Source organism: Lysinibacillus fusiformis (genome assembly GCF_003049525.1).
Lineage (GTDB): Bacteria > Bacillota > Bacilli > Bacillales_A > Planococcaceae > Lysinibacillus > Lysinibacillus fusiformis.
Genome location: NZ_PYWL01000039.1, coordinates 1 through 316, shown reverse-complemented (window position 1 = coordinate 316; position 316 = coordinate 1). Strand labels below are relative to the sequence as shown.

Sequence of the window (316 nt, the reverse complement as noted above, 5' to 3'; positions counted from 1 at the left end):
TTGGGGTGAAGTCGTAACAAGGTAGCCGTATCGGAAGGTGCGGCTGGATCACCTCCTTTCTAAGGATATTTTCGGAATACAAACCTTGGGTTTGTAAGATTACGTTTTGCGTTCAGTTTTGAAGGTTTATTAATAATATAAAACTTCCAAGAGGGCCTATAGCTCAGCTGGTTAGAGCGCACGCCTGATAAGCGTGAGGTCGATGGTTCGAGTCCATTTAGGCCCACCATATATACCTCTTGGGGCCTTAGCTCAGCTGGGAGAGCGCCTGCCTTGCACGCAGGAGGTCAGCGGTTCGATCCCGCTAGGCTCCACC

The 316-nt window shown here is 50.0% G+C and carries 2 tRNA genes and 1 rRNA gene; all 3 read left to right on the top strand.

The window, feature by feature from the left end:
* Nucleotides 1–59 (top strand): 16S ribosomal RNA (locus C9J29_RS23980); the annotation flags it as partial.
* Nucleotides 60–152: 93 nt separating this feature from the next.
* Nucleotides 153–229, top strand: a tRNA-Ile gene (locus tag C9J29_RS23975).
* 12 nt (nt 230–241) lie between these two features.
* Nucleotides 242–314: transfer RNA gene (locus tag C9J29_RS23970), tRNA-Ala, on the top strand.
* The last annotated feature ends 2 nt before the right edge of the window (nt 315–316 follow it).